Annotated in this window: 26 protein-coding genes and 1 other annotated feature; of the genes, 1 reads left to right on the top strand and 25 read right to left on the bottom strand. The window is 33.5% G+C overall.

Annotated features, from left to right (window positions below; translation table 11 throughout):
- Positions 1-5 precede the first annotated feature (5 nt).
- Positions 6-83 (bottom strand) — a sequence feature (ribosomal protein L21 leader region).
- A gap of 90 nt (positions 84-173) precedes the next feature.
- From LJ207_RS02720 to LJ207_RS02610, 23 genes are all read right to left on the bottom strand, one after another.
- On the bottom strand, positions 174-1,856 hold the full coding sequence (locus LJ207_RS02720) for an Rne/Rng family ribonuclease (protein ID WP_229343856.1): 1,683 nt from the start codon (positions 1,854-1,856) through the stop codon (positions 174-176).
- 4 nt (positions 1,857-1,860) lie between these two features.
- Positions 1,861-2,562, bottom strand: coding sequence for a TIGR03936 family radical SAM-associated protein (locus LJ207_RS02715; RefSeq protein WP_229343855.1), 702 nt, complete (start codon positions 2,560-2,562; stop codon positions 1,861-1,863).
- Position 2,563: 1 nt separating this feature from the next.
- Positions 2,564-4,426 carry a TIGR03960 family B12-binding radical SAM protein gene (locus LJ207_RS02710; protein ID WP_229343853.1) on the bottom strand — a complete coding sequence of 621 codons (1,863 nt, stop codon included), beginning with the start codon at positions 4,424-4,426 and terminating at the stop codon, positions 2,564-2,566.
- 16 nt (positions 4,427-4,442) lie between these two features.
- On the bottom strand, positions 4,443-5,582 hold the full coding sequence (gene rodA, locus LJ207_RS02705) for a rod shape-determining protein RodA (RefSeq protein WP_229343851.1): 1,140 nt from the start codon (positions 5,580-5,582) through the stop codon (positions 4,443-4,445).
- A gap of 33 nt (positions 5,583-5,615) precedes the next feature.
- Positions 5,616-5,870, bottom strand: a complete 255-nt coding sequence (minE, locus tag LJ207_RS02700; protein WP_041595797.1) for a cell division topological specificity factor MinE — start codon at positions 5,868-5,870, stop codon at positions 5,616-5,618.
- 24 nt (positions 5,871-5,894) lie between these two features.
- Positions 5,895-6,689 (bottom strand): septum site-determining protein MinD, encoded by a 795-nt coding sequence (minD, locus tag LJ207_RS02695; protein ID WP_229343849.1) that lies wholly within the window; start codon positions 6,687-6,689, stop codon positions 5,895-5,897.
- Positions 6,690-6,712: 23 nt separating this feature from the next.
- Positions 6,713-7,318 (bottom strand): septum site-determining protein MinC, encoded by a 606-nt coding sequence (minC, locus tag LJ207_RS02690; RefSeq protein ID WP_229343848.1) that lies wholly within the window; start codon positions 7,316-7,318, stop codon positions 6,713-6,715.
- A gap of 109 nt (positions 7,319-7,427) precedes the next feature.
- Entirely contained in the window at positions 7,428-9,275 is a 1,848-nt protein-coding gene (gene mrdA / locus LJ207_RS02685; RefSeq protein ID WP_229343846.1) for a penicillin-binding protein 2, read from the bottom strand.
- Positions 9,263-9,760, bottom strand: a complete 498-nt coding sequence (mreD, locus tag LJ207_RS02680) for a rod shape-determining protein MreD (protein WP_229343844.1) — start codon at positions 9,758-9,760, stop codon at positions 9,263-9,265. The genes mrdA and mreD overlap by 13 nt, the downstream gene beginning before the upstream one ends.
- Positions 9,761-9,792: 32 nt before the next feature.
- Entirely contained in the window at positions 9,793-10,623 is an 831-nt protein-coding gene (gene mreC / locus LJ207_RS02675) for a rod shape-determining protein MreC (protein ID WP_229343843.1), read from the bottom strand.
- Between the two features lie 12 nt (positions 10,624-10,635).
- Positions 10,636-11,676: a rod shape-determining protein gene (locus LJ207_RS02670; protein ID WP_229343841.1), complete on the bottom strand. Its 1,041-nt coding sequence runs from the start codon at positions 11,674-11,676 to the stop codon at positions 10,636-10,638.
- 35 nt (positions 11,677-11,711) lie between these two features.
- The gene (gene radC, locus LJ207_RS02665; RefSeq protein WP_229343840.1) at positions 11,712-12,410 is read right to left on the bottom strand and encodes a RadC family protein; all 699 of its coding nucleotides are present in this window, start codon (positions 12,408-12,410) and stop codon (positions 11,712-11,714) included.
- Between the two features lie 18 nt (positions 12,411-12,428).
- Positions 12,429-13,022, bottom strand: coding sequence for a Maf family protein (locus LJ207_RS02660; protein WP_229343838.1), 594 nt, complete (start codon positions 13,020-13,022; stop codon positions 12,429-12,431).
- Entirely contained in the window at positions 13,019-13,543 is a 525-nt protein-coding gene (locus LJ207_RS02655) for a Gx transporter family protein (protein WP_229343837.1), read from the bottom strand. Before LJ207_RS02655 ends, LJ207_RS02660 begins: the two co-directional genes overlap by 4 nt.
- 1 nt (position 13,544) lies before the next feature.
- Entirely contained in the window at positions 13,545-13,949 is a 405-nt protein-coding gene (locus tag LJ207_RS02650) for a NusG domain II-containing protein (RefSeq protein WP_229343835.1), read from the bottom strand.
- 178 nt (positions 13,950-14,127) lie between these two features.
- On the bottom strand, positions 14,128-15,123 hold the full coding sequence (locus LJ207_RS02645; protein ID WP_229343833.1) for an RnfABCDGE type electron transport complex subunit B: 996 nt from the start codon (positions 15,121-15,123) through the stop codon (positions 14,128-14,130).
- Positions 15,124-15,143: 20 nt separating this feature from the next.
- A complete protein-coding gene (gene rsxA, locus LJ207_RS02640) occupies positions 15,144-15,734 on the bottom strand; it encodes an electron transport complex subunit RsxA (RefSeq protein WP_229343883.1) in 591 nt (196 codons plus the stop codon).
- Between the two features lie 3 nt (positions 15,735-15,737).
- Positions 15,738-16,343: an electron transport complex subunit RsxE gene (gene rsxE, locus LJ207_RS02635; RefSeq protein WP_229343831.1), complete on the bottom strand. Its 606-nt coding sequence runs from the start codon at positions 16,341-16,343 to the stop codon at positions 15,738-15,740.
- Between the two features lie 2 nt (positions 16,344-16,345).
- Positions 16,346-16,903, bottom strand: a complete 558-nt coding sequence (locus LJ207_RS02630; RefSeq protein ID WP_229343830.1) for an RnfABCDGE type electron transport complex subunit G — start codon at positions 16,901-16,903, stop codon at positions 16,346-16,348.
- Complete coding sequence (locus tag LJ207_RS02625; RefSeq protein WP_229343828.1) at positions 16,904-17,815, bottom strand: RnfABCDGE type electron transport complex subunit D; 912 nt, start codon at positions 17,813-17,815, stop codon at positions 16,904-16,906.
- Between the two features lie 11 nt (positions 17,816-17,826).
- Positions 17,827-19,158 carry an electron transport complex subunit RsxC gene (gene rsxC, locus LJ207_RS02620; RefSeq protein ID WP_229343827.1) on the bottom strand — a complete coding sequence of 444 codons (1,332 nt, stop codon included), beginning with the start codon at positions 19,156-19,158 and terminating at the stop codon, positions 17,827-17,829.
- Positions 19,159-19,281: 123 nt separating this feature from the next.
- A complete protein-coding gene (locus tag LJ207_RS02615; RefSeq protein ID WP_229343825.1) occupies positions 19,282-19,785 on the bottom strand; it encodes an SPOR domain-containing protein in 504 nt (167 codons plus the stop codon).
- 10 nt (positions 19,786-19,795) lie between these two features.
- Positions 19,796-21,103 carry a bifunctional folylpolyglutamate synthase/dihydrofolate synthase gene (locus LJ207_RS02610; protein ID WP_229343823.1) on the bottom strand — a complete coding sequence of 436 codons (1,308 nt, stop codon included), beginning with the start codon at positions 21,101-21,103 and terminating at the stop codon, positions 19,796-19,798.
- 123 nt (positions 21,104-21,226) lie between these two features.
- On the opposite strand from LJ207_RS02610, the gene LJ207_RS02605 reads away from it, so the two are divergent.
- Positions 21,227-21,661, top strand: coding sequence for a divergent PAP2 family protein (locus LJ207_RS02605; protein WP_229343822.1), 435 nt, complete (start codon positions 21,227-21,229; stop codon positions 21,659-21,661).
- 87 nt (positions 21,662-21,748) lie between these two features.
- On the opposite strand, the gene tkt is transcribed toward LJ207_RS02605, so the two are convergent.
- Together tkt and LJ207_RS02595 are read right to left on the bottom strand one after the other, a co-directional pair.
- A complete protein-coding gene (tkt, locus tag LJ207_RS02600; protein ID WP_229343820.1) occupies positions 21,749-23,713 on the bottom strand; it encodes a transketolase in 1,965 nt (654 codons plus the stop codon).
- 96 nt (positions 23,714-23,809) lie between these two features.
- On the bottom strand, positions 23,810-24,715 hold the full coding sequence (locus LJ207_RS02595) for a DMT family transporter (RefSeq protein WP_229343818.1): 906 nt from the start codon (positions 24,713-24,715) through the stop codon (positions 23,810-23,812).
- Positions 24,716-24,719 lie beyond the last annotated feature (4 nt).

The following is a 24,719-nucleotide window of genomic DNA, read 5'->3' as shown; positions in this document are numbered from 1 at the left end:
CACCTCCCTTACCTCAGACTCGCCGGATGAGGCACTCTATTAAAAGAGATTTGACAGCCTGTACCGTGCGGTTTTGGCATCTCCGCAAAACGGAGACTGGATATATAACTCCAGATATAAATTTTAGCATAGTTTAAGCAATGAGTCAAGCAATCAGGCCAGTTTTTTTAACTTTATGCCAAATGAGCTCTAGCATAAGTCCGGTGAAGGTCATCAATAATAATTTCTACCTCATTGTCAACCATATTACCTGCATGATTAACTATAATAATATAACCATCGATTCTAGCAATACCTGCATTCTGATTACTTGCATGCTGATCTTCAATCTCCACTGTAATTCTATCTCCAACATCTAAATCTAAAAAATCAGGTTGAAGTTCTTCTTTACTTCCTTTTTCAATAACCATATCTTCATAATTTAATTCAGTATTTCCACTAATAAAAATATCTATTCCAAACTTGTTTTCCAACTCCTCAAGTTTTTCTCCCCCGGCTCCTATCAATACTGCAGCAACTTCTGGATGAAGCTCTAAAGATACAGCAGGATATTTATCTCTGGTAGTAATCTCATCAATTTTGCGGATTACCTTCATTGCAACTGTAGATTCTGATAAGACTTTACCTGTACCTCCACAGCAGTGACAGTCCTTTTGCATTAAAGATCCAAATCCTTCTCTAACTTTTTTACGGGTCATCTCTAAAAGTCCCAGCTGAGTAAAACCTAAAATTGAAGTTTTAGTTCGGTCCTTTTTTAACTCATTAGCTAAAAGATCAGTAACAGACTGCTGATCAGAATTATTATTCATATCTATAAAATCAATTATAATAATTCCCCCAATATCTCGCAGTTTTATCTGTCTTGCAATTTCAGCAACAGCCTCTTTATTGATTTTGACTATGGTATCCTGTAGGTTCTTTTTGCCGGTAAATTTGCCGGTATTTACATCTATGGCTACCAGAGCCTCTGTTTGATCTATAACCAGATAACCACCCGATTTAAGCCAAACTTTACGCTGTAAAAGGCTTTCTATTTCTTTTTCTATATTATAAGCTGCTAAAATTGGTATGTTGCGCTGATAAAGTGCAACCCTGTTTTTTAAATCCGGAGCAAAAATGGAAGTTAAATCCCTTAAACGCTGATAATCTTTTTTATCATCTACTACAACTCGATCTATATTTTCATCTAGGTAATCTCTAATCAAATTTTTTAGCAGATCTTCTTCCTGATAAAGTAAATCAATATTATTTTTCTGGAAAAAATCATTTCTAATTCTCTTCCAGGTTCCAGATAAAAAGTTATAGTCATTCTGTAATTTAGAATAGCTTTCAGAATGAGCGTTAGTTCTAATAATTAAACCTTCTTTACCATTTTTTAAATCACCAGCAATAGATTTCAAGCGATTTCGCTCTTCATCATCGGTGATTCTTCTTGATACACCTATTTTGTTATCTGAAGGAATATAAACAAAAAAGCGGCCTGGAATCGATATTTTACAGGTTACTTTAGCTCCTTTAGAACCCATAGGTTCTTTAACTACCTGAACAATCAACCATTGTCCAGGCTGTAAAACATGTTTGACATTTAATTCTTTTTTACTTAATTTGCTTTTTTGTGAGTTGCTTAAAATTGGATATAAATCATTTAAATGAAGAAATGCATTACGGGCAATACCAATATCAACAAATGCTGCCTGCATTCCGGGGAGTACATCCTGTACTCTACCTCGATAAATATTTCCTGCTATTTTTTGATAAGTATCACGTTCAAAAAATAAATCTTCTAAATTATTGTTTTTTAATAATGCTGCTCTTTTTTCTCTAAACTCTGAATTAATAATTATTTGTCTGCTCATCTGCTCAACTCCCAATAAACTTTTCTGCATAGGGAGGATAAAAATCGTCTTCGTCTTTTACAAAAACTCCCTCTCTTAGAACATTGAGAGGTGAAAATTCTTTGATTTCTGGATATCTTGCCTTTAAAGCCCTATTTAGTTCTTCTGGTCTTAAATTACCTCTACTGCCTGTAACAACAGCAAATCTCCATTTGTTTTCTTCTATTACCTCTGCAGAAAAGATTCTTTTCTTTAAGTCTATCTCTCGATCTGATTTTTTCCGACGGTGTCTAATAATCATAATACTTTCTTCTTGCATAAAATTTTGCAAAATCTCTTTTTCTTCTTCCCAACTTTTTTTTCTTTCAAAATCAAATTCAATTGTATAAATAGCTGTATCAAGTAGTGAAGATAAGGATCTTATATTTTCAGGAATTTTAACTGCTTTAATAAAATTTAGGTCTTTAGGTGAAAATTGATTTAAAGCTTTTATTAACTCACTTTCAACTAATTCTTCCTTTAATTCTAAATCAAAATATTCACCATAACTAATTAAGCCAACAGCAAGTGGTGGTCCCATCGAGATTTTAATATGAGGATTAAAGCCCTGACTAAAAGCTGCAGGAAGCTCTGCTCTTCTAATTATTCTTCTAATAGTTTTCATAACTTGCAAATGAGAAATATACATCAAATCTTCTAATTTTTCAAATTTAATTCTATAATTCATTTTATTTTTGACCACCCACCAGTTCTAGATCGACTCCAAAATTAGCACAGATTGCACAACTAGTACATTCTTCAAAACGACAATCAGCGGTTAAATCCCCAGCTTGAGATTTTTTATACTCTTTTAATAAAAATTCTTTTGAAACACCTATATCAATTTTATCCCAAGAAAAAATTTCTGAAGTTTTTCTTTCTCTTAAATATTCTGCTGGATCAATTTGATTTTCTCTAAAAGCTTCGCCCCATATTCTCGCCTCAAAACATTCATTCCAGCCTTCAAAACGACTTCCCTTTTCCCAGGCACTAGCAATAACTTTTGAAAGTCTTCTATCACCTCTTGCAATTACACCTTCTAGCCTTGATAGTTCTGGATCATTCCAGCTAAAACTAAGACCATGTCCTCTTAAATTATCTCTTAAATAATCATGTTTTTTAATTATTGTCTCAATATCATCCATCTTAACCCACTGAAAAGGAGTAAAAGTTTTAGGAACAAAAGTAGAAACACTAACTGATATTTGGATATTCCTCATCCTTTTTTTGCTCTTTTTTCGGACTTCTTTGCCAATATCTCTAACTTTTTTCGCTAATTCCACAATTCCAGCTAAATCATCCATTGTTTCAGTTGGTAAACCTATCATAAAATATAGTTTGATTCTTGACCAACCATTTTCAAAGGCAGAACGAGCAGCCTTGTAAAGATCTTCTTCATTAATATTTTTATTAATTACATCTCGTAAACGCTGGGTTCCTGCTTCTGGAGCAAAGGTTAAGCCAGTTTTTCTAACTTTTTGGACTTCATTTGCCAGTTCAACAGAAAACTCATCTACTCTAAGCGAGGATAAAGAGATACTGATTTTATGCTGGCTAAACTTAGCAGTCATTCTTTTTAATAATTCCTCAATTTTCGTATAATCCATTGCACTTAAAGAAGTCAATGAAATCTCATCATAACCGGTAGATTTTAATGCCTTTTCAGCTATTTCCATTAATCTGTCAATACTTCTTTCTCTGCTTGGACGATATGTCATTCCAGCTGCACAAAAACGACAGCTTCTAGTACAACCTCGTGAAATCTCTAAAACAACTCTCTCATGAACAGTATCACGATAAGGAACAATAAAATCAGTAGGATAAAAGGCTTGATCTAAATTTTGCACAAGTTGTTTTTTGCTTTTTGCTTTAACTCCAGCTTGGACATGCAAAGCTGCAATTTCTCCCTTATCAGCATAACTTTCACTATATAATGAGGGGACATATACCCCATCAACTTTACTCAGCTCAAACAAAATCTCCTTTTTAGGCAGGTCTTGATTTTTTAATTGCTGATATTTGTTAAATAAAGTTATAATAAAACTCTCTGCTTCTCCAATAAAAAAGAGGTCAATAAAATCTGCAATAGGTTCAGGATTAAATACAGTTGCCCCACCTGCAATTACAAGGGGATCTTTTTCACTTCTTTTTTCAGAATAAATATTCATCCCACTTAAATCAAGCATATTTAAGATATTGCTATAGCTCATTTCATACTGAAGTGTAAAAGCTAAAATATCAAAATCTTTTATTTCATGATATGATTCCAGAGTGTAAAGTGGAATCTCTTTTTTTCTCATTAAATCTTCCATATCCTGCCAGGGAGCATAAACCCTCTCTGCCAGCATATTTTCTTCTTTGTTAATTAAATGATATAAGATTTTAAGTCCAAGATGGGACATCCCAATTTCATAAACATCAGGAAAGGCAAGAGCAATTTTCATTTTATCAGCCTGCCACTTTTTATTAATAGTATTCCACTCATTACCTATATACCTTTCTGGACTTGAAACCTTATATAAATTTTCCATTATTTTCTTTTTGTACTGCAAAAAACCACCTCATCTATTAAAACATTAACTTGTTTTGTCTTAAATTTATATTTATTATTATACCAACCGCAGTTAAAGAAGTCATCATAAATGTACCTCCATAACTAATAAAAGGGAGTGGAATTCCAGTTATCGGCATTATCCCCATTGTCATACCGATATTTTCTAGAACATGGAATAAGAACATAGCCGTGATTCCAATAACCACCAGATAACCATATCTATCCCTTGCTTCTTCAGCAATTTTCAAAAATTGCCAGAGCAAAAACAAAAATAAAAGAATTACAAGAGCTGAACCCATAAAACCAAATTCTTCTCCAATAACAGAAAATATGAAATCTGTATGTTTTTCTGGCAAAAAATTAAGTTGATTTTGAGTTCCTGCAAAAAGTCCTTTACCAGTTAAACGACCTGAACCTAAGGCAATTTTTGACTGTATAATATTATAGCCACTACCGAAAGGATCAATATCTGGATTGATAAATACTATTAGTCTATTTAACTGATATTCTTGTAAAAATGGTAAAGGTGTGTCGAGCATTACATGAGCACTGATAATGAGGACAATAATTAAAAAACCACTGCCAAACACTAGGGCCATATACTTTATATTACCTCCACCTGCAAAGAGCATCACTAGATAAATAAAAAATAATACCAGTGCAGTCCCCAAATCATTCTGGAGCACAACTAATACAAATGGTATAAAGGCTATTATTGAAGGCCAAAACATTCCTTTAAGATAACCCATATCATCTGAATTATTATCAATTACAGTAGCCAAAACTAAAATTAACATTATTTTTGCCAATTCAGCGGGCTGAAAGTTAATTGGTCCAATGCTGATCCATCTTTTCCCACCAGCAACTGTTCTACCCATTAAGAGGGTAAAACTTAAGAGACCAATCATCAGCAGATAAATTACTGCTGCATACTCTTTAAAAATTCTGTAATCATAAGCCTGTAGTATAAAAACCACTAGCAGCCCCAATACAACTGAGACTGCCTGCCTTTGCAAAAACACAAGAGCATTGGAATCAACTTGATTAATTTCTACAGCAGAACTAATTGATAAAAAACCTATTATAATCAATAAAAAAACAGTCAAAGGTACATTAAAATTTAAATAATGTAGAAATTTTTTCTTCCAAGACATCATAAAGCTCCTTAAAATTATTAAATTAATCCCTTATTTTGAACCTTTAAGGGGAAAATTAGCTACTAAAGCTGTCATTTCATCTTCTCGTTTTACATCCATTTCTATTTTTTGAGAATCTACATCGATATATTTGCTTAATACTCCGATTAATTCTTCTCTCATTGCATCCATTTCATCTGGAGTTAACTTTATTCTATCCTGAACAAGTACAAATTGAAGTCTTTCCTTAGCAACATTTTTACTTGATTTGTCTTTATCACTTTTTAAGCCGAGCCATTTTAGAATATCGATTTTTACTCCCCCCTTAAATTAAGATAAGCCAACTAATTTCTTAAATTTAGAAAGAAAACCTTCTTTTTCTAATTTCATTATTGGTAAATCTTCTCCCATTATTCTTTTAGCAATGTTTCTATATGCCAATCCAGCTTTTGCTTTTTGATTTATTGCAATAGGTTCACCTTTATTTGTCGAAACTACAATACCTTCATCTTCTGGAACTATTCCCAGTAGATCAATAGCTAAAATTTCAATCATATCGTCTATACCCATCATATCACCTCTATCAACCATATCTGCTCTGATCCTATTAATTATTACTTCTGGATCTCGCAGACCTTCAGCTTCTAAAAGGCCAATAATTCTATCTGCATCTCTAACAGCAGAAATTTCTGGAGTTGTGACAATTATTGCTCTATCAGCACCAGATATTGCATTTTTAAATCCCTGCTCAATCCCAGCTGGTGAATCAACTATTACATAATCCATTTCTTCTTTTAAATTATCTAGTAATTCTTTCATCTGAAATGGGGTTACAGAAGTTTTATCCCTGGTTTGGGCTGCTGGTAATAAGTAAAGACCATCATATCTTTTATCACGAATCATAGCCTGTTCTAAACGACAATTATTTTCTACTACATCAACAATATCATAAACAATCCTATTTTCTAATCCCATCACAACATCTAAATTTCTCAACCCAATATCAGCATCTATTAAACAAACCTTTTTACCATTCATAGCAAGTGCTGTACCAATATTTGCAGAAGATGTTGTTTTACCTACTCCACCTTTTCCTGAAGTGACAACAATTGTTTTGCCTGCCAAATTATATCCCCCCTGATTTATAATTAAATCTTTTCTACCATTATACTATCATTCTTTATAAATGCTCTTTCCGGATCTAAGTCTGAACTATGATTATCGTCTGGTGATCTAGCAATAAAAGAAGCTATTCTCAGTTGAGTTGGATCTAATCTTAAAGCAGCTACTTGAGCAGCCTCATTGCCTCCAGCCCCTGCATGAACAACACCCCTTAAACGGCCAAAAACTATAATATCACCACCAGCAATTACTTCAGCACCAGGATTAACATCACCAACGATTACAACATTGGCCTGATTTTTTACCATCTGACCAGAACGCAATGTTCTATTAATAATTACTGCTTCAGATTTTGGAACAGTTTCTTTGTTTTCGCTTTTAATTTCTTTAGCTGTAAAGTAAATTTTATTTACCCTATTGTAATTTTGCACAATTTCCATTAATGACTGTAATTGTTCAAAAGCCAGCTCTAAACCACTTAGATTTAGGTATAAATTAACTCCATTAAAAAAATCTGAAGCTTGAGAAGCATGTAAGCTAACAGCTTCTTTTATACTACCAAAGGTACTACCACTGCGAAAATTCATAACTATTCCATCTGATACTGCCTGAAAAGAAAAAACTGAACTCATAAAATCTCTCCTCAATTATATGCACTTAGTTATTTATATTCTTTAATATAACTAAAATACCTTCATCAATTTTAACTTTAATCTTTTTTAGCTTTAGTTTTATCTATTTTCACTCATCTTCTTCATCAACCCCAAAATAATTTGCTATAATATCTCTGGCAATCGGAACTGAAAAAGAACTCGAGCCTCCATTTTCTAATAAAACAACTACAGAAATTTGAGGATCTTCATAAGGAGCAAAAGCTCCAAACCAGGCATGATTTGTTAAGGCTCTTGAAGTTTGAGCTGTTCCGGTTTTTCCTGCTACTTCAATTGGAAAGTTCAAAAAATGATGAGAAGCAGTTCCATAACTTTTATTTACAACATCATAAAGGCCTTGATTAAGGGCTGCAAAAGTTGAATCATTTATTTCAGAACGCAGATCTGCCTTTATATATGGCTCAATATCTAGAACCACTTCACCTTCTGGAGAAGTTATTTTATCAGCTAATTGTGGTTTATACAAAATTCCTTCATTTGCAAAAACAGAAAACAACTGTGCAATTTGCATAGGTGTAGTTAGCAAATTACTCTGTCCAATAGAAAGATTAACAGCATCCCCTGGATACCAAGGTTCATTGAATGTTTCTCTTTTCCACTGATCATCGGGTACTAAGCCCGATCTTTCTGATGGCAGATCAATACCTGTTTTTTGATCCAAACCAAATTTTCGGGCATATTCTGCTAATTTATCACCCCTATATTCTTTGTAAAGTTCATGACCTAACTCATAAAAAACTATATTATTTGAACGAGCCATAGCCTTAACAAAGTCAAGTTGGCCTTCTCCCCTATCAAGCCAGTTTCTAAAAGGTCGAGACCAATTAGGTATATAAAATCTGCCTGAGGAATCATAAAAACTGCTATCAGCTCTTACTCCGAGCTCTTCCATTGCAGCAGCTCCGGTAATTAATTTAAAAATTGATCCAGTAGGATAATCTGACATAACTGTCCTATCAAGCATTGGTCTTAAAGGATCATTTGAAAGTTTTTGATAGTCACTACTAGAAATACCTTTTGCAAATAAATTTAAATCATAATTGGGAATACTGCTGCTGGCCAGTATAGCTCCACTATTTACGTCCATTACAATAGCAGCAGCTGCAGTTGGTTTGATTCTTTCTTCATCATCTTCAGCTTCCAACCGCAAGCGGTCAAAATTTTCTTTTAATATTTCTTCAAGAGAAAGCTGCAGCTCAAAATCTATATTTAAAGTTAAATCATTGCCGGCAATAGGCTTTCTAATGCCAAGAGTCTGCTTTTTTTGGCCCCGATTATCTACCTCTATTTGTTCTGCTCCTTCTTGACCAGCTAGATAAAATTCATATTGTCTTTCTAAACCACTTTTACCAACAAAATCTCCAGCTCTATAATTATATCCTAATTCATTAAAAGATATTAATTCATTGCGGTTTATTTCTCCAATATAGCCTGTAGTATGGACCATATTTTCTGGATAAATATAATCTCTTAATGATGCTTCCTGAACAATAATACCTGGAAGCAAATCATTATTCTCTACTATTACAACCATCTCTTCTTTGGAAAGATGTCTGGCCAAAAGAATTGGCTCAATAACACTTTTTACATCAGTATTTTGATAATTATTGATTAATCTTTGATAATCTATACCACTAATCTCTGAAAGTTCTGCTAAAATTTCTTCTGAAGATTCTCCCGGTGGAATTTCGTTCCTCATTAAATATAGATTATAAGTTAAACGATTAGAGACGATCACTTTACCCTGACTATCTATAATTTTTCCTCTGGGAGCATTAATTGGACGTACTGAAATTCTGTTTCCTTCAGACAATCTGAAAAAATAATCTCCATTAATTATCTGTAGATAAGCTGCTCTAGAAATTAAAATAATAAATATAACTAAAATTATAATTCTTAGTATTTTTAGTCTATCCAATTAATATTCCGCCTTCCTAAAAAAATATATAGTAAATAAAAAGCAAAAGTCAATAGAGCATTTAAAGCAGCCATCGGTAAGATCAATTCTCTAAATACTACTAAAATATTAATATTAAATAAATAATTTTCTTTCAACAAGATATATAAAAATTGATGAACTATTGTTGCCAGGAAAACACCTAAAGGAGGGATTAAAAGATTCTCTGGAAAAAACCTGCCTGAAAGTAGTCCTGAAAGAAAAGCAACTGCAGTTTTTACCGGAGTAAAGATACCGATAAATGTGCCTAAAAAAGCATCCTGTAATATGCCTCCGGAAAAACCATAAATCATAGCTTGTTTTGAGCCATTAAAAATTGCTTTTAATACTATAAAAATCAAAATAAAATCAGGCACCAAATATAAATTAGGGAAAATTACTCCTAATGATAACTGGCAGATTAAAAGTAAAACCATAATGATAAGATTTTTAAAATAAATTTTCAATTTAATCTCTCCAGTTAATTTTATTGATTAGCTTAAAAGTTTTTAATGACCATAACTTCTTCAATAGTTACAGAATAAATATCAAGCTCTAATTCTGCTTTTTGAGATAAACCATAATTATCAGTTTCTAAATTAATTATTTGACCAATTTTAAGTCCTTCAGGAAAATTATTTGATAAACCTGAAGTCAAAATAACATCTCCGATTTCTATATCTGCATCCCAGGCAATATTATCCATTGTATTATTTTTATCTCTTCTACCTGAGCCTCTAACTAAACCTATTTCTCGAGAATCACTTCTTGCCACTACACCACCAACTACAAATTGATTATCAGTAATTAATCTGACCTGAGCAGAGCTGCTGCCTACATGATCTATCCTGCCAACTAAAAATCCATTATAAGTGATTACTGGCATTCTCTCTTCCAGGCCATCTCTTCTGCCTCTATTGATGGTTATTAGCTGTTCAAAAACAGAAGGAGAGTTAGCAATTACTTCTGCTCCTATCATATCATACTCAACTTTTTCTTTAAAATTAAGGAGTTCTCGCAGCCTCTTATTTTCACGATCATAATTGCTCAAAAACATTATCTGTCTTTCTAAAATTTGGTTTTGCTGTCTTAAGAAAGTTATTTCTTCCTGAATCTCATTAATAGAAAATAATATATTAAAAAAGTTCTGGATTCTACTGATAATATTATTAAATAAATTTAAAATAGGTGTTAATAAATTATATATTATATCACCAAACCAATTTACAAAAGGAATTTCAATATCATTTATAAAGACAAATAACAAAGTTAAAATTAATATTAATAAGAGAGCGACAATTATTAAAGAGTTCCTGTCAAATTTATACAACAGGCTCCCCCCTTATGTTAATTTTTTGTTTGTAATTAGTATTTTTTTCAATTCATCTATTTCTTCTAAAGCAATTCCTGTTCCTTTTGCAACACAGTCTAGAGGATTATCAGCTATATGAATGGGCATTTGAGTTTCATTTCTTAAAAGTGTATCAAGCCCTTTAAGTAGAGCTCCCCCTCCTGTTAAAATAATTCCTCTATCCATCACATCTGAAGCAAGTTCAGGTGGAGTCTTTTCTAAGGTCATTTTTACTGAGTCAATAATATTTAAAACTGGTTCTTTAAGAGCATTTTGAATCTCACCAGCTGTAATTTCTATAGTTTTTGGTAAACCACTAACTAAATCTCTACCTCTAATTTCTTTAACTCCTTCTGGATTATCACAAAAAGCTGAACCAATATCGATCTTAATTTCTTCGGCTGTTCTTTCCCCAATCATTAAATTATATGTTCTTTTCACATATTGGACAATTGCAGTATCCATATCATCACCACCAATACGGATAGAACGGCTTGTAACAATCCCTCCTAAAGAAATCACTGCTACCTCAGTAGTTCCACCTCCAATGTCTACAATCATGTTACCAGTAGGCTCATGAACAGGTAATCCGGCTCCAATTGCAGCAGCCATAGGCTCTTCAATTAAATATGCCTCTCTAGCTCCAGCATGAATTGCAGCATCTATAACCGCTCTTTTTTCTACCTCAGTGACTCCTGAGGGAACACAAATTATAATTCTTGGCCTGACCATCCTACTTCTTTTATGAGCTTTGGTTATAAAATAACGCAGCATACTTTCGGTAACATCAAAATCTGCTATAACACCATCTTTCATAGGTCTAACAGCAATGATATTTCCTGGTGTTCTACCAATCATTCTTTTTGCTTCATTACCAACTGCCAGCACCTCGTTTTTGTCCTTTTTTAAAGCTACAACAGAAGGTTCTCGAATTAAAATTCCTTTATCCTTAATATAAACGAGTGTATTAGCTGTTCCTAAATCAACACCCATATCTCTTGAAAACGGTGCACTAAGAAATTTAAAAACCATTTAATAAATACCCCTTTCGAATAATAACATCTATCTTATTTAATCAAATTTTCTTCTTTAAAACTTAAAAACTTGTCACCAGCTATAATAATATGATCAATTACTTTAATTCCAATGATCTCCCCAGCTTTTTGCAGTTTTTTAGTAATATTTATATCATCAGCACTTGGTTTGGGATCACCACTGGGGTGATTATGAACTAGAATAACTGCAGCACTACTTCTTCTAATTGCTTCTTTAAAAACTTCCCTAGGGTGAACTATTGAACTGCTAAGCCCACCTTTAGAAATTTCGGGTACAGCAATCACCCTATTTTTAACATCTAATAAAATAGTTCTTAAAACTTCCTGTTTTAAAAACCTCATCTCTGATGTTAAAAGTTCTGCAGCTTGAGCAGGGTTGCTAACCAAATCCTTTTTATAATTTTTAATTGAAGCAATTCTTTTTGCCAGCTCAATAACTGCAATAATTTGAGCAGATTTAGCAATACCTATTCCTTTAACTTCCTGCAGTTCTTCAGAGCTTAAGTCTAAGATTCCTCTAAGTCCTCCAAAATAGTTCAATAAATCCTGAGATAACTCTACTGCAGTTCTATTTCTATTTCCAGTTCTAATTATCAAAGCCAACAATTCAGCATTAGATAAATAACTGCTGCCTTTTTTTAATACTTTTTCCCTTGGCCTCTCTTCAACAGGTAATTCTTTGATGGTAAATCCCTTATCTGGGCCCTCCATCAAAAAAGCTCCTTTCTCTTATAGGATTCCATAATTAAATTTCTTTAATAACTTTGCTAATTGATGAATAGGTAAGCCGACAACTGAATAATAAGATCCACTTATAGATTCTATAAACAAAGCACCAAAACCCTGAATTGCATAAGCACCAGCCTTATCCATTGCTTCACCAGTACTCAAATATCTATCTATATCATCATTACTTAATTCAAGCATTTTAACATCTGTTATATTGCATTCCACCATAATCTCACCACTATCTGAATCTAAAACTACTAATGAAGTGATAACCTGGTGTTTTCTATCACTCAATCGCTGCAGCATCTTTTTAGCTTCCTCAGCATCAGCAGGTTTGTTGAGAATATTACCATCTAAAACCACAATGGTATCTGCAGCTATTATCAGAGCATTTTCAGCAATATCCATAACTGATCTTGCTTTTTTTTCTGCTAATATTTTGACCAGCTCTTCAGGTCTATCTCCATTAAAATTGTTCTCATCAATTTTAGGGCGAATAATAGTAAACTTTAATTTTAGCTGTTTTAATATTTCTTCTCTTCTTGGTGAACCTGAAGCTAAAACCAATTTTTTTTCTTCTATTTCTTCGCTCATTTGCTCACCCCCTGTTTTAAAGAACTTGGTAAATAATCAATGGTAAAATGACTTACTAAACCAATACTAAATCCTGTTGGGATTGCAAAAAGTGTTAAAAAGGGTAGATAATAAAATATACCCGGATTTTCGATTATAAAGTAAGCAGCGATAACCTGAGCAGTATTATGTGCTACTGCACCAATTATACTAACCCCTATTAAGCTTAGTTTATCTTTAGAAAAATTATAAGCTAAATACATTAGTAAAAAACTTAATAAACCACCACTAAAACTTAGATAAAAACTAATTGTCATAAAGCTTCCTGCCAATAATGAAGCCAGAATAACTCTAAATATTAAAACCTGAAAAGCAGAAACAAAACCAAAAAGCACAAGGGCAATTAAAGTTACAATATTTGCTAAGCCCAGTTTTGCCCCAGGTATTAAAGCCGCTAGGGGAAAAATGCTTTCAACAAGATGCAGTACTAAACCTAGAGCTATTAAAAGAGCAACAACAACCATTTTTTTTGTTTTTTTCATTTTACCAACTCATCCCATCTATATCGGAATTAGTGCTCTCAATCCAAAGACTTAAACGGTTTGGGACACAAATAATAACAGGCCCTTTTCTATCTATCCAGCCTGTTTTCTCACATATCTTTAGGGGATCATTAGGTGGTGCTTCTACCCTAACTCTACCCTGATTGATCTCTATATGATGAATTCCAATTGGACCTTCTACAGTAAAATGAATTGGACTATCATAACTATCAGCTAAAGGCACTTCCCTAACAATCTGATTATCCTGCTGAACTATTAAATATAATTCATCATCTTCAGATGCTCGAAAATAATAAAATGGTATAAGCAGCATAATCAAACTGGCAATTACAACAATGATAATTAATATTTTATCATAAATCGTTGTTATATCAAGTATTCTCAAAATAATTCACCACTAATTTCTTTTTCCTGTCATTACTATATATTTTAACATCTTTCAATGCTTATGTCCACACTATAAGCTGAAGAAAACCCGACCATTAATGGCCGGGTTCAATAATCTTTAAGATATATTATATTTTGCTTAAAATATTTTTTTATCTCCAAATAATTTAATGATTTTAACTTAGATCTGATTCATAAAAAAGATCAACTGCATCTACATTACAGGCCTCATAACACAGCCCACACTGAATACAAATTTCCTGATCAACTTCATGTAGTTTTTTAATTTCACCCTCTATTGCCTCAACAGGACATGCTTTAGCACATAGAGTACAGCCAACACAATTATCATTAATTTCTACTTTTTGAATTCTTTCTCCCTGAAATTCAATTGTTCCAGTTGGACATTTATCGGCACAGATTCCACAGTTAACACATTTTTCATAATCAATAACGGCCAGATTATCTTTCATTTCTATTGCATCAACCGGACACGCTCTAAGACAAAGACTACAGGCTATACAACCTACTTCACATGTCTTGCGAACAATTTTACCTATATTATGTGATGAACATCGAATGTGATTTTTTGCTTGATAAGGAGCTAAGAGCAAAACATTTCTTGGACACTCATCAATACATTTACCACAACCTGTACAGGCATCTGGATCAATTTCAGGTAAACCATTATCATTTATAAAAATAGCGTCAAAAGGACAAATTGCCTCACAATCCCCAAAACCAAGACAGCTGTACTGACAAATTTTTTCACCACCATTTACCTGATGGGCTGCTTTACAGCTTTTTATCCCATCATATTTACCTGACTTTTTGGTTTCTTTTAGTCCACCAGCACAGATAAGTTCTGCCACTACTTTTTCCGAACTCTCATTTTCAGAGCCCATAATGTCAGCTATTTCAGTGGAAACACTATCTCCACCTACCGGACAACCACCAACAGGTGCTTCTCCCTTAACAACCGCTTCAGCAAAACTCTCACAACCAGCATATCCACAAGCTCCACAATTTGCACTTGGTAAGGCATCTTCTACCTTAGCTACTCTAGGATCTTTTTCTACATGGAAGTGATTTGCAGCAAAACCCAGTCCTCCTGCAAGCAAGGCTGCAATACCACCCATACTAATCATTGAGTAAAAATATATTGAATTCATTTATTTCTCTGCCACCTCCACTACATTGCGATCATACCAGCAAAACCCATAAAAGATAATGCCAAAATACCTGCAATCATCAAAGTGATTGGCACTCCCTGTAAGGCTTCTGGTACATCGCCAAATTCTAAGTTTTCTCTTAATCCTGCCATCAAAACAATTGCCAAGGTAAAACCAACACCAGCACCAAAACCAAATACAATACTTGCAATAAAACTATAATTGTTGAGTGGAATTAATAATGCCAGTCCCATAATAGCACAGTTAGTAGTGATTAGAGGCAGAAAAATTCCAAGTGCTTTATATAAAACAGGGCTGGTTTTTTTAATAAACATCTCTACAAACTGAACTAATGAAGCAATAACTATAATAAATGATACATAGCGCAAAAATGGTAGATTAAAAGCTTCAAGTATATATGTATTTATCATCCAAGTTGCTCCAGCAGTTAAAGTCATAACAAAGGTTGTAGCTAAGCCCATACTAAAAGCAGTTTCAATCTGCTTAGAGACACCTAAAAAGGGACAGATCCCTAAAAATCTAACTAAAATAAAATTGTTAACTAAAATAGTACTAATAAACAAAAGTAATATTTGAGAAAATTCTTCCATCATTTAACCCTCCCTACTAAGATGTTTATAGATACCAACCATTAAACCTAATGTTAGAAATGCTCCACCGGGAAGCAGCATAATAACCATCGGTCTGTACCATTCACCTAATAACTGCAGACCAAAAATTGATCCCATTCCAAAAAATTCTCTAATAATTCCCAGCAGGGTTAATACCCAGGTAAAACCTACACTCATTCCTACTGCATCTGCAATTGCTTTATGGGTAGGGTTTTTAGAAGCAAAAGCTTCCTGTCTTCCTAAAATCAAACAGTTAACAACAATTAAAGGAATAAAAATACTTAATGATTCTGCAATAGTTGGAAAAAATGCTCTCACAAAATAATCAGTAAATGTCACAAAGGTAGCAATGATTAAAATAAAGCTAGGAATTCTAACATTGCTAGGAATTAAATTTTTAATAATAGATATAACAATTTCTGAAGATATAAGCACAAAAGCTGTAGCAATTCCCATTGCAAAACCATTTGCACCTGTGTTGGTTACAGCTAAAGTTGGACACATCCCAATAACTAATACCATAACGGGGTTTTCTTTCCAAAGACCATTTTTAAATATTTGAAATAAACTTTTTGCTTTTTCGGTCATTATTATCTCCCTCCATAAACAGTATTTATTTTTTCAACCGCATTTTCTACAATTTTAATTACTGCTTCTGAAGAAATTGTAGCACCTGCAATGATCTCTACTTCCATTGGATCAGTCGGCTCAGTACTAACAGCTTGATAATCACCAAATGGCTTTTCCTGAAAATGACTTCTGAATCCTTCTTCAGTTATTCTTGCCCCTAAACCAGGGGTTTCCTCATGGTTTACAATACTAATGTTTAATACTTTTGAATCATCAAGATTAACCCCAACCATGATATCAATCATTCCATTATAACCTGCCCCAGAATGCTGGGTTGCAACTCCTATTTGACGATTATCTTGGTCATAAGCTTCATAAAAAATTTCTCCATCAATATCTATCTCTTCAATCTCTTCAGCTCCAGGTAAAACTTCATTGATAGCTCTTCTTCTTACTTCAGCCTGATTTGCTTCAATATATGGAGTTGTCCATAAATAAACAAAACTTAAAATAAAAGCTGAAACAAGACCGATTGTCACTAAAGTTAAAATTAAACTTAAATTGCTATTCTTTTCCATTTATTTCACCTCTCCCAAACTACGAGGTCTTGTATATCGATTAATTAAAGGTACTGCCGCGTTCATCAACAAAATTGCAAATAAGACACCTTCAGAATAACCACCCCAAAGTCTAATTACAACTACGATTACACCTGCTCCAATTCCAAATATATAACGACCTAATTTTGTGGTAGGACTTGATACCATATCAGTTGCCATATATAAAGCACCGATCATTAAACCACCTGCAAAAATATGAAAAACAGGATTTTGACCAAAAATAAAGGTCATTAAAAATACTGTAGATATCATCGAAAGAGGTATTCTCCAATTTACATAACCTTTGTATAATAAAAATGAAAAACCTAAAAGTAAAGCCAAAGCAGATGTTTCACCAAGTGAACCACCAATTTGACCGACAAAAAGTCTCCAGGTATCAGTAGCAATTCCATCTGATTTCATTAAAGCAAGTGGAGTTGCGGTTGAAACACCATCTACAGCCCAATCGGTCATTAAAACCGGATAAGCTGCTACCATAAAAGCTCTACCGATTAAAGCTGGATTAAATGGGTTATGGCCAATTCCCCCAAAAACTTGTTTTCCTATAACTATAGCAACTACTCCTCCTAAAAAAGTCGCCCAGAGGGGTATGGTTGGAGGAAGTGTTAAAGCTAAAAGCAAACCTGTTACAACTGCACTTCCATCTGTTATTGTTATTTTTTTGCCGCGTACTTTTTGGAATATGTATTCACTTATTACTGCACCAGCAATTCCAGCTAAAACAATTGAAATTGCTCTAGCACTGAAAAAATATACAGAGGCAAAAAATGCCGGCAGCAGAGCAATAACTACTGACCACATTATCTTAGGTACTGAATCCTCACTCCTGACATGGGGAGAGGATGTTACTACTAATTCTGCACTATTCATCTTAACACTCCTTATTTCTCTTCTCGCCTTTTAGCCATTGCCTGAGATTTACCCAACCTCAAGTAATGGACAAGCGGTATTTTTGATGGACAAACATAGGAACAAGAACCACACTCAATACAATTTAAGATTTGATATTCTTCTAATTTTTCAACCATATTATTCTTAGCATATTTAATTAAAGTAGTTGGCATTAAATACATTGGACAGTGGTCAACACATTTAGCACAATTAATACAAGGATCTGGATCAAAATCTTCAACTTCATCAGCTAGCATAACTAAAAGTCCTGATGTCCCTTTAACTGCAGGAACATCTAGGTTCTTCTGAGCAGCTCCCATCATCGGACCACCAGCAATAACTTTAGCTGCGTTCTCTTTTAATCCACCGGCTTGCTCAACTAAATCAGCCAATTTAGTTCCAATTCTAAAAATTAAATTACAGGGAGATTCAATCCCTCTACCTGTTATAGATATTGATCTTTCAATTAATGGCTTACCTTCTCTAATTGCATCTGCGACTGCTGCAGCTGTTGAAGTATTATTAACAACAACTTCAATATCAAGTGGTAAACCACCTACAGGTACTTCTCTCTCCAGTAAGGCTTCAATTAACATTTTTTCTCCACCCTGAGGATATTTTGTTTCAACAAGCTTAACCTCAATATTAGTTTCATCTGCAACTGCATCCTGCATACTTTCTACTGCTTCCATTTTATTATCTTCAATCCCGATTAAGCCTTTTTCAGCATTTACAGCTTTCATAAGCGCTTTTAAACCAAAAACAATTGCATTAGGTCTTTCAACCATCACTCTATGGTCAACTGTTAAATAAGGCTCACATTCAGCACCATTTAAAATAACATATTCAACATTTTTATCTTCAGGTACTGCAAGTTTGACATGGCTTGGAAACATAGCTCCACCTAAACCCACTATACCAGCTTCACGAACTATCTTTCTAATATCATCTGGACTTAAATTATCAAGATTTTGATGTTTTTCTAAGTTTGAAACTAATTTTTCATCTTCTTCAGCAGAAGCTTCAATTACAACTGCATCAACAGTATTACCACCAGGATCAGTAACTTTTCGAATTTCTTTTACCTTTCCCGATACTGATGCATGAATTGGTGCACAGACAAAGCTTTCACTATCTGCAATTTTCTGGCCTAAATCAACCTGATCACCTTTTTTTACTAATAAATCTAATGGTGCTCCTATATGCTGTTTAATTGGTATGAGCACCTCTTCAGGTCGCTTTGCATTCTTCAGAGGCTTATCCTTAGTTAATTCTTTATTATAGCTAGGATGGATCCCCTGTTTAAAAGTCAATGCTTTCACTAGTAAATTTCACCCCTTTAATTTTTTATAAATATATCCATTTTTATTCAAAATATATTGCAAACTATTATTATTATATACTAATTATCAAGTAAAAACAACACTTATAATGAATTTAAGAAATTATTCACGAAGTATTATGAAGCCTTCATATCCCTCGGATTCTAATTCATTTTGCGCCTCTTCTGCTTCTTCTCTGCTTTCATAACCATGTACCTGAATTTGATGAGGGCTGGTGTCAGTAATTACAACTTCATAACCTAAGTCCTCTAATTCATTTTTTAAAACAAGAGCACTATTATAATTAGTAAATGCTCCAACTTGAACACCATAATTACCACTAAAATCTTCAGAGGTTGTGCTTTCTTCAATCATTTCTTCAGGATCTGCTTGAGGGTCTTCTGCTGGAGGTTGTTCGACAAACTGATCCTCAATCATATCTTCAGATAAACTATTAGAAATATCTTCCTGTACTTCTTCAAGCTCATTTTGAGCAAATTCTTCCTCAGTTTCATCTACTAAAAAAGTAATCAGCCAGCTTCCCAGAAAATATCCTACAAATAAAGCAGCGATTGACATAAAAATAACAACTACAACTAAAGAAAATCCTTTTTCATTTTTATTCATTTCTGCCACCTCAAAAAGTTTTTGTCATTAATGTAATTCCAGACTCAAAAACGGTATTAAAAGAACCAGCAGCCAAAATTAAATCATCATTATCACTTTTTTTAACAGCAGCTTGAGCTGCAGCTGACAAACTTGGAAATAGCTGATAATTGTAATCAAGACTTTTTGCTGTTCTTTCTAAACTTGCTAAACTAAAAGATCTAAATGAATTGTTTTCTGCTAAAAATAATTTGATATCAGGCTTAAATCTTTGAAAATAACTTAACATTTTAAAAATATCTTTATCCTTAAGTGCAGAAAATATAAGATTAATATTTTTAAACTCTACTGAAGATATTTTGAGACTGTGACTAAGATTTTTAATTGCTGCCGGATTATGAGCACCATCTAAGATAATTAATGGTTTTTCTGAAATCTTTTGCATTCTTCCCGGCCAGATAACTGTAGAGAGCCCCTTAATTATATCTTTCTTTTTTACAGGGAAGCTAGACTTTAAGATATCTACTGCTAAATGAGCAAGGGCAGCATTTTGAGCCTGATGAATTCCAAGAAGAGATAATTCATATTTAATTTTTTTATTAGAGCTGTTAAAAGATAAATAATTTTCTTTTAAACCACCACTACTTTCTATATTATCATATTTTTGCTGTAATTTAATTAATTTAGCCGACTTTTCTCCTGCAATTTTTTCAATAACATCTAAAGCTGATTGAGATTTTACTCCAGTTAATATTTGCGAGTTTTCTTTAATGATACCAGCTTTTTCAAAGGCAATTTCAGAAAGAGAGTTACCTAATAAAGAGCTATGTTCTATATCAATAGTAGTAATAATAGATAAAAGCGGGTTTTTAATTACATTTGTTGCATCAAGCCTGCCTCCCAGTCCTGTCTCTAGGATAACAATATCTGGCTGATGAAATTTAAAATATAGAAAAGCTAATGCTGTAACAACTTCAAAAAAACTTGCTTCTCCCAATCCCTCTTTTTTAAGTTTTTTTACTGCCTGTTTAAGCTCTTTAATCAAATCATTTAAAAGATAGCTTGAAGCTGCTTTTCCATTGACCTTTATTCTTTCATTAAAATGATAAAAATGAGGTGATGTATATAAAGCGGTTTTATATCCAGCCTGACGGTAAATATTTTCAATAAATGCTGCAGTTGAGCCTTTTCCATTTGTGCCGGCTAGGTGGATTACATTCAAATTTTGTTCTGGATTACCAAGATAATCTAGCAATTTTTTTATTCTTTGCAATCCGGGATTATAGCCACCTTTTGAACCGAAAAGTGAAAAAGAATTTATATAATTATAAAGGTTCACCTTTACCCTCCCTCTTTTTTTATTTGCATTAAATCTTGTTTATAAGTTAAAATATATTTATAAGATTAATATTATTATACACAAAATATTATAAAAGAACAAAATATATGAGGAGGATTCAGAATGTCTTTACTTGAAATTTCTATTTTCTCGTTATTTGTTGCGCAATTTTTGAAAATATTTTTTATTAAACCATTTAATTTTTATGCGTTTTTCACCTCAGGTGGAATGCCCAGTTCTCATTCATCCTTTGTTTCTACTTTAGCTATTTCTGTAGGCTTAAAATATGGATTCAACTCTGATCTATTTGCTATAGTTGCTGTCTTCGCCATGATCGTGACCTATGATGCTAGTGGAGTAAGAAGAGCTGTAGGTCAACAGGCAAATGTATTAAATAATTTGATTCGCCATTTAGAAGATAAGGCTTTTAGTGATGATAAAGAAATAATCAAAGAAGATCTCAAGGAATTAATTGGCCATACTCCATTTGAAGTCCTAGCCGGTATATTATTGGGTGCTTTGATTGCTATAATAAATTGGTATATTTTTCTATTGTAAAAAACCGCCTAAAGCAGCATTAGCTCCAGGCGGATTTACTCTTATTCTCAATCCGAATATAGTATTTAATTTTAACAAATGATAACTTTATTTAAGTTTATTCAGTATTTTTTCAGATACTTTTTCAGCTTTAAAACCTAATTCTTCTCCTACTTCTTGACCCTTACCACTTAAACCAAAACGGTCCAGTGAAATCACTAAGCCTTCACTACCAACTACTCTATACCAGCCGTTGCCTACTCCTGCTTCAAGAGCAACCTTTAAATCAACATCTGCTAGTTTGTGCTGGCTAAGATAAGCCTCTAATTTACTTCTTTCTGGCACTGACATAACTGCAGCTTTAATTCCTTTTTCGGCAAGCTCTTTGCTGCTTTCAACTGCAAGTGAAACCTCACTACCACTGGCAAATATAATTATATCAGCACCCTCAGCATCATTAACAAAATATCCACCTTTATGAAATTCTTTGAGGCCATTAATTTTATCTATCTGAGGCAGATTTTGTCTTGTTAAAATCAAAGCAGTCGGCTGATCTTTAGTTTCTAATGCTTCTACCCAGGCTTCTTTTGCCTCTTCAGCATCAGCAGGTCTTAAAACCTTTAAGCCAGGTATTATTCTTAATGCTTCAACATGCTCTACCGGCTGATGAGTTGGACCATCTTCACCTACAAATACTGAATCATGGGTAAATACATAGATTACCGGTTGTTTCATTAAAGCTGCTAATCTAATAGCAGGCCTCATATAATCAGAAAAAACTAAGAATGTAGCAGCAAATGGACGCAGTCCCCCATGTAAAGATATACCATTTACTATGGCTCCCATAGCATGTTCTCTAACTCCAAATCTGAAGTTTCTACCCTTATAATTATCTTTTTGAATCTCTCCATAATCATCAAGATAAGTTTTGGTTGAAGGTGCTAAATCAGCAGAACCACCTACTAAATACGGTATCATTTCTGCTGCTTTTTTAAGAGCAGCTCCTGCTGCTTTTCTGGTAGCTATTGGAGTTTTGATATCAAGTGCTGTTAATTCTTTTTTCAATTCTAAAGGCAGTTTTAATTTTTGGGCCTGATCCCATTCTCTTTTTAACTCAGGATTTTCTGCTGCCCATTGCTCAAATTGCTTTTCCCATTCTAATCGTAAATCCTGCATCTTAGAAGCCCTTTTACGGGTGAATTTCTTAACATTATCGGGGATATAAAATTTCTTATCAAGAGGAAGCTTAAACTTTTCTTTTAAACCTTTAATTTCATCTTCACCTAATGGAGCTCCATGAGAAGCACTTGTATCCTGTTTTGTCGGAGCACCAAAAGCTATGTGAGTTTTCGCCATTATTAAGCTTGGCTTATCCTTTTCTGCTTTGGCCTCTTTTATTGCCTCACGTACTTGATCAATATCATGTCCATCAACATCTTCAATAACATGCCAACCAAATGCTTTAAATCTAGCTGCCGGTGATTCAGTAAAAGTTAAATCAGTTTGCCCAGCAATAGAAATATTATTATCATCATAAATTGCAATTAATTTTTCTAAAGCTAGATGACCTGCTAAAGAGGCAGCTTCTGAAGTAATCCCCTCCATCATACAGCCATCACCAAGAATTGTATATGTGTAATGGTCAACTAAATTATGTTTTTTAGTATTAAAGTTCTCAGCCAAGATTTTTTCGGAAACAGCCATACCAACTGCATTGGCAAAGCCCTGGCCTAAGGGCCCGGTTGTTGTTTCTACACCGGCTGTTTCTCCATATTCTGGATGACCAGGTGTTTTTGAGTGTAACTGTCTAAACTCTTTTAAATCATCCTTGCTGATATCAAAACCGCTTAAATGCAGAAATGAATAAAGAAAGGCAGAACCATGTCCAGCAGACAAGACAAAACGATCTCTATTTGGCCAGTCTGCTTTTGAGCCATCTATATTCATAACCTCTCCAAATAATAAAGCTCCTATATCTGCACAGCCAATCGGCATTCCGGGATGGCCGGAATTGGCCTTTTCAACCATATCAGCTGATAAGCCTCTTACAGTATTTGCAAGTTTTTTTAACAAATTAATCACTCCTAAAAGCTTTTTAAAGCTAACTCATTTTTTATTTTATATGTAATTGTAATAAATGTCCAGTCTGAAAAGCAATAATTTTAAATTTTAACTATTTTTTTCAGCAAACAAAGCTTCTTTTTGCAGTTTAGTTTTTCGATAATTATAGACAGAGGCTAAATAAATTCCACTTAATATAAAGGCTCCTCCAATTAAAGTTGTTAAAAGGACCTGTTCATTTAATAACAACCAGGCCATAAAAGTAGTCAAAACTGGCTCACCTAAAATAGATAAAGAAACAATGGAAGTTGGTAAATAACGAACGGAATAATTTAATATTGAATGACCGATTAAAGTTGGTCCAACAGCCAGAGCTAATAAGATTAAATAATTATTTATTCCATGACCGAAAAATGGAATCTCAAAAATGTAAGCTCCTATGCCGAGGAAAATAGCAGCATAGGTATAAAGAATATATAAATAAGGGAAATAATCTAACTTTTTTCTTACTCCGCGCCCAATAAATAAATATGAGGCGGCAAAAAAAGCTGCTGATAAAGCAAGGAAGTTGCCAAATAATTTATCTCCCAGTTGATAAAAATCACCTATACTAATAATACTACTTCCTATAAAAGCCATAACAATACCTATTAAGGCCCCAGGTCTTAAATCTTCTTTGGCAAATAAATATTCCAAGGCTATTGTAAAAAGTGGTTGTAAAGCAACAAATATTACCGAATTTGAAATGTCGGTATATTCGATAGAAGTTATCCAGAGTATAAAATGAACTGCGAGCAGAAAACCGACCAACAGAGGTCGGTAATCCAAAAAATAAGCAGCCTTTTGACGGTGATTTTTAAGGAAATAAGGTGTTAAAAGCAGCACTGTAAAAAACATACGATAAAAAGCTGTAATCATTGGTGGTGAACTTGCAATTTTCACTAAAATACCTGAAAGAGATAAAAAGAAAACTCCTCCAGCAAGTAAGATATATATTTTTTGCTTAAAATCCATTTTT

This window comes from Halanaerobium polyolivorans (genome assembly GCF_020711195.1).
GTDB lineage: Bacteria > Bacillota > Halanaerobiia > Halanaerobiales > Halanaerobiaceae > Halanaerobium > Halanaerobium polyolivorans.
The sequence above is the reverse complement of the archived record's forward strand: the minus strand, read 5'-3'. Positions and strand labels throughout refer to the sequence as shown.

Bases quoted from the DNA above. Each gene is read 5' to 3' on its own strand.
- LJ207_RS02720 (WP_229343856.1), bottom strand. From the start codon at position 1,856: ATGAGCAGACAAATAATTATTAATTCAGAGTTTAGAGAAAAAAGAGCA.
- LJ207_RS02715 (WP_229343855.1), bottom strand. From the start codon at position 2,562: ATGAATTATAGAATTAAATTTGAAAAATTAGAAGATTTGATGTATATT.
- rodA (WP_229343851.1), bottom strand. From the start codon at position 5,582: ATGTCTTGGAAGAAAAAATTTCTACATTATTTAAATTTTAATGTACCT.
- minC (WP_229343848.1), bottom strand. From the start codon at position 7,318: ATGAGTTCAGTTTTTTCTTTTCAGGCAGTATCAGATGGAATAGTTATG.
- LJ207_RS02670 (WP_229343841.1), bottom strand. From the start codon at position 11,676: ATGGTTTTTAAATTTCTTAGTGCACCGTTTTCAAGAGATATGGGTGTT.
- radC (WP_229343840.1), bottom strand. From the start codon at position 12,410: ATGGAGGGCCCAGATAAGGGATTTACCATCAAAGAATTACCTGTTGAA.
- LJ207_RS02660 (WP_229343838.1), bottom strand. From the start codon at position 13,022: ATGAGCGAAGAAATAGAAGAAAAAAAATTGGTTTTAGCTTCAGGTTCA.
- LJ207_RS02655 (WP_229343837.1), bottom strand. From the start codon at position 13,543: ATGAAAAAAACAAAAAAAATGGTTGTTGTTGCTCTTTTAATAGCTCTA.
- LJ207_RS02645 (WP_229343833.1), bottom strand. From the start codon at position 15,123: ATGAATTCAATATATTTTTACTCAATGATTAGTATGGGTGGTATTGCA.
- rsxA (WP_229343883.1), bottom strand. From the start codon at position 15,734: ATGGAAGAATTTTCTCAAATATTACTTTTGTTTATTAGTACTATTTTA.
- rsxE (WP_229343831.1), bottom strand. From the start codon at position 16,343: ATGACCGAAAAAGCAAAAAGTTTATTTCAAATATTTAAAAATGGTCTT.
- LJ207_RS02630 (WP_229343830.1), bottom strand. From the start codon at position 16,903: ATGGAAAAGAATAGCAATTTAAGTTTAATTTTAACTTTAGTGACAATC.
- LJ207_RS02625 (WP_229343828.1), bottom strand. From the start codon at position 17,815: ATGAATAGTGCAGAATTAGTAGTAACATCCTCTCCCCATGTCAGGAGT.
- LJ207_RS02615 (WP_229343825.1), bottom strand. From the start codon at position 19,785: ATGAATAAAAATGAAAAAGGATTTTCTTTAGTTGTAGTTGTTATTTTT.
- LJ207_RS02605 (WP_229343822.1), top strand. From the start codon at position 21,227: ATGTCTTTACTTGAAATTTCTATTTTCTCGTTATTTGTTGCGCAATTT.
- LJ207_RS02595 (WP_229343818.1), bottom strand. From the start codon at position 24,715: ATGGATTTTAAGCAAAAAATATATATCTTACTTGCTGGAGGAGTTTTC.